The 2,946-nt window shown below is 66.6% G+C and carries 3 protein-coding genes and 1 tRNA gene; 3 read left to right on the top strand and 1 reads right to left on the bottom strand.

Annotated features, from left to right (window positions below):
• Nucleotides 1-78: 78 nt before the first annotated feature.
• A complete protein-coding gene (locus tag DQW06_RS19270) occupies nt 79-645 on the bottom strand; it encodes an ANTAR domain-containing response regulator (RefSeq protein ID WP_019610955.1) in 567 nt (188 codons plus the stop codon).
• Nucleotides 646-789: 144 nt separating this feature from the next.
• Here DQW06_RS19270 and DQW06_RS19275 point away from each other — a divergent pair.
• From DQW06_RS19275 to DQW06_RS19285, 3 genes are all read left to right on the top strand, one after another.
• Nucleotides 790-872, top strand: a tRNA-Leu gene (locus tag DQW06_RS19275).
• Between the two features lie 118 nt (nt 873-990).
• Nucleotides 991-1,776: a hypothetical protein gene (locus DQW06_RS19280; RefSeq protein WP_013154175.1), complete on the top strand. Its 786-nt coding sequence runs from the start codon at nt 991-993 to the stop codon at nt 1,774-1,776.
• A 209-nt stretch (nt 1,777-1,985) separates the two neighbouring features.
• A partial coding sequence (locus DQW06_RS19285) for a DUF1266 domain-containing protein (protein ID WP_157983494.1) occupies nt 1,986-2,946 on the top strand: 961 nt, incomplete at its 3' end.

Raw genomic sequence — 2,946 nt, forward strand, 5'->3', positions numbered from 1 at the left:
GTCGGGTGCGGCCCCCTTCGTCCAGACCGGTTCAGTCCGGCTGGCGCGGGCGCGTAAGCGCCGCTTACGGATGGCGGCTCACTGCTTGCCGCCGAGCGTCTCCACCACCGTCTCGGCGACCCTGCGCATGGTCAGCCGCCGGTCCATCGAGTTCTTCTGGATCCAGCGGAACGCCTCGGGCTCGCTCATCCCGTGGCGGCTCTGGAGCAGGCCCTTGGCCTGTTCGACCAGCTTGCGGGTCTCCAACCGCTCCTGGAGGCTGGAGACCTCCGACTCCAGCGCGGACAGCTCCGCGTAGCGCGAGGTGGCCATCTCGATGGCGGGCACGAGGTCGGCCTTGTTGAACGGCTTGACCAGGTAGGCCATGGCCCCGGCCTCGCGCGCCCGCTCGACCAGCTCCCTCTGGGAGAAGGCGGTCAGGATCACCACCGGGGCGATGCGCTCGGCGGCGATGCGCTCGGCGGCCGAGAGGCCGTCGAGCACGGGCATCTTGATGTCGGTGATCACCAGATCGGGCTTGAGCTCCTGGGCAAGGCGGATCACGGTCTCACCGTCACCGGCCTCCCCCACGACGGCGTAGCCGTCCTCCTCAAGCATCTCCTTGAGGTCCAGGCGGATCAGGGCCTCGTCTTCCGCGATCACCACACGGCTCTGCGTCCTCGTCACGTACACGAGGTTACCGAGATCAGCTAGGATGCTGGACGTCGGGACGGGCATGCGCGTCAATCGTGATACCACTGTTGACGGAGCAACCCCGACCGAACCACCGGGGTCAAACCGGACAAACCAGCCGGAATGATGAAATGGTAGACATAGAGGCCTCAAAAGCCTTGGCTCGCAAGAGCGTGTGGGTTCGAATCCCACTTCCGGCACCGACGACATCCCACAAAGAGCCGCCCAATTCGGGCGGCTCTCGCCATTTGGGGCATATCAACCCAAAGTAGTCACGCCATCGACGGAATGTCACAGGCGTGGGCAACTATTCAGGTCATGTACTCACGTGACGTAGTAGACGAAACCTTCCGCCTCAAGGCCCTGGGTCTGACCGACAAAGCCATCGCGGCACAGTGCGGCGTCTCCGTGCAGGCGATCAGGCACTGGCGCTACGGCAGCCGAAGGGCTTCTCATACAGAGGAAGACCGCACCGCTTACTGCCCGGTTTGCGGTACCGGTGCGCCAGAACCGAAGGCCTACGCCTATCTCCTCGGGCTGTACCTGGGTGACGGCTACATCGGCGGCATACGGAACGGTGTCGACTACCTGTCGATCGTCTGTTGCGATGCATGGCCCGGTCTCATGAGGGAGTGTGCCGCAGCCATACCCAAGGTCTTCCCTGTCGGTGTCTTCCACGTCCAGCGCCAGGGATGCACCGAGGTCAAGGCCACATCGAAGCACTGGCGGTGCATCTTCCCCCAACATGGCAAGGGGTTGAAGCACTCTCGGAAGATAGCCCTGAAATCCTGGCAGTCGGAGATCGTTGACGAGCACCCTCAAGAGTTCATACGAGGGCTGTTCCACTCGGACGGCTGCCGTGTCTCCAACCGGGTGCGCAAGCGGGTTAAGGACCAGTGGAAGTACTACGAGTATCCGCGCTACTTCTTCTGCAACACCTCGCAGGACATCGTCGGCCTCCTGACCCACGCTCTCGACTCCCTGGAGATCGCTTGGAGGAGCCGCGTGGCACCGAAGCCTCCGCACAAGGACGCCATCATCGTCTCCGTCGCACAGAGGGAGGCCGTGGCGCGTATGGACGCCTTCGTGGGACCCAAGTACTGAGGGACCGGACAGACGTGCCAGAACCTGCGTAACTACCCGGCCGGTACCGCCCCAAATAGGCCCTTTGTCACTTTATGCCGGGGCAACCTGGCGGAACCGGTCACATCACGGCCACAACCTGAGTACAACCCGTGAGTTCGGTCGCCTCCGCGGGCGCGCGTCCTTGATCCTGGAGTTCCAGAAGCGATTTCTCAGGAGAGGAGCAGCGGGTGCTGACCGCGGTGGCCGGGATCGTCGGCGCACTGGTTATCGGCGCCTGGGTGGTGGTGGCGTGGGGTTCCCAGCGCCGCCAGCCGTGGCTGCTGACCCCCGTCGCGCTGCTCATCGTCCTTCTCGTGGCCGTCGGCCAGCCGGGCTGGGCCTTCGTGCCCGTCGTGGCGCTGGTCGCCGGTTCCTTCGCCGAGCTGGTGGTGGGCTCGCGTGAGTCCCCCACCCTGCGCACCAAGGACCCCGACGCGCCGTTGAGCACGGAGCGCTGGGCGGCGGCCGTGGCGGCGCCGTTCCGGGTGGCGCTGGCCGAGCCCTGGGACGTGGTGGCGCGGCCGTCGCTGCGCCGTCCCTACCAGCGGATGCTGGAGCGCCAGTGGGGGGTGACCGACCGCGAGTCGCTGCTGGAGGCGGTGGACGCCCTGTTGGAGGAGCTGCGCACGGGTCCGAAGCTGGACCTGGTGGTGGATCTGAGCGCGGGGGTGGCCAGGTCGCGTCTGCCGCGTGAGCGGGGCGGGCAGGTGACGGGCGCGCACGTGCGGCTGAGTGGGGAGCAGGTGGCGCGGTTGCGCGCGGTCACGGGGGTGGCCGAGGCGGACGAGACGGTGCTCATCGGCGCCTACCAGTGGTGGAAGTCGGTGCACGTGATCCGGTTGGTGTGCGGGGGCGCGTCGTTGGACTGGTTGAGTCCGGTGGAGACGCAGACGCTGTTGCGTCGGGTGGCCTCGGATCTTCAGCGGCGGTACGCGTCGTGGCAGCAGTTGTCGATGGCCTTCCACGCGGGTTACCTGTTGTGGCCGGAGAAGGGTGTGGAGGGCGACCACGGCGGGACGGACCGGGTGTGGGCGGCGCTGGGTCTGTTGACGGAGGACGAGCGCAGTCCGTGGAACCTGTTGCCGTGGGACATGCCGTTGGAGCGTGTGCTGCCCGAGGGGGGCGCGGCGGCGGGGTCGGAGCCGCGGG

This window comes from Nocardiopsis sp. TNDT3, assembly GCF_003427465.1.
GTDB lineage: Bacteria > Actinomycetota > Actinomycetes > Streptosporangiales > Streptosporangiaceae > Nocardiopsis > Nocardiopsis dassonvillei.

Excerpts from the sequence above, each read along its gene's own strand:
- DQW06_RS19280 (WP_013154175.1), top strand. The coding sequence starts at position 991 with ATGTACTCACGTGACGTAGTAGACGAAACCTTCCGCCTCAAGGCCCTG.